1 pseudogene is annotated in these 654 nt (G+C 40.2%); it reads left to right on the top strand.

Going from position 1 to position 654, the window contains the following annotated elements:
- A pseudogene (locus tag ACRCJ0_RS18100) lies at window positions 1-654 on the top strand (excinuclease ABC subunit UvrA); the annotation flags it as partial.

The raw sequence follows: 654 nt of genomic DNA, 5'->3' as shown, positions 1-654 counted from the left end.
CTGATTTTATATGGGTCTGGCGAAGAAGAATTCCATTTCTATTATCAAAATGAATTCGGATCTGTTCAAGATAAAATGCGGGTATTTGAGGGTGTGATTCCTAATGTACGTCGCCGTCATCAATCTAGTCAATCTAAGGCTATGCGGGAAGCTATGGGTCAATATATGACCGAATTAGAGTGTCCTGTATGTCACGGTAAACGATTAAATCGTCAAGCCTTATCAGTTAAAATTGGGGGACAAGATATTGCTGAAGTAACCCATAAAGCGATTGTGGATACCATTGAATTTTTTGAGGGGTTAGATTTATCTGAACAAAATACGACGATTGCTCAACCGATTATGCGTGAAATTGCCTCACGGTTAAACTTCCTAGAAGAAGTGGGCTTAAACTACTTAACTTTAGACCGTTCTGCAGGTACGTTATCAGGTGGGGAAGCGCAACGTATTCGTCTAGCTACTCAAATTGGATCAAACCTTTCTGGCATCATGTATGTCTTGGATGAACCTTCAATTGGCTTACATCAAAGAGACAATGACCGCTTGATTAAATCATTGAAACGTATGCGTGATTTAGGTAACACCTTGATTGTCGTTGAACATGATGAAGAAACGATGCGTGAAGCAGATTATCTAATTGACATGGGGCCTGGC

The organism is Aerococcus sp. L_32 (assembly GCF_050689315.1).
Note: the sequence above shows the minus strand (reverse complement) of the source record. Positions and strands in the feature narration are given on the sequence as shown.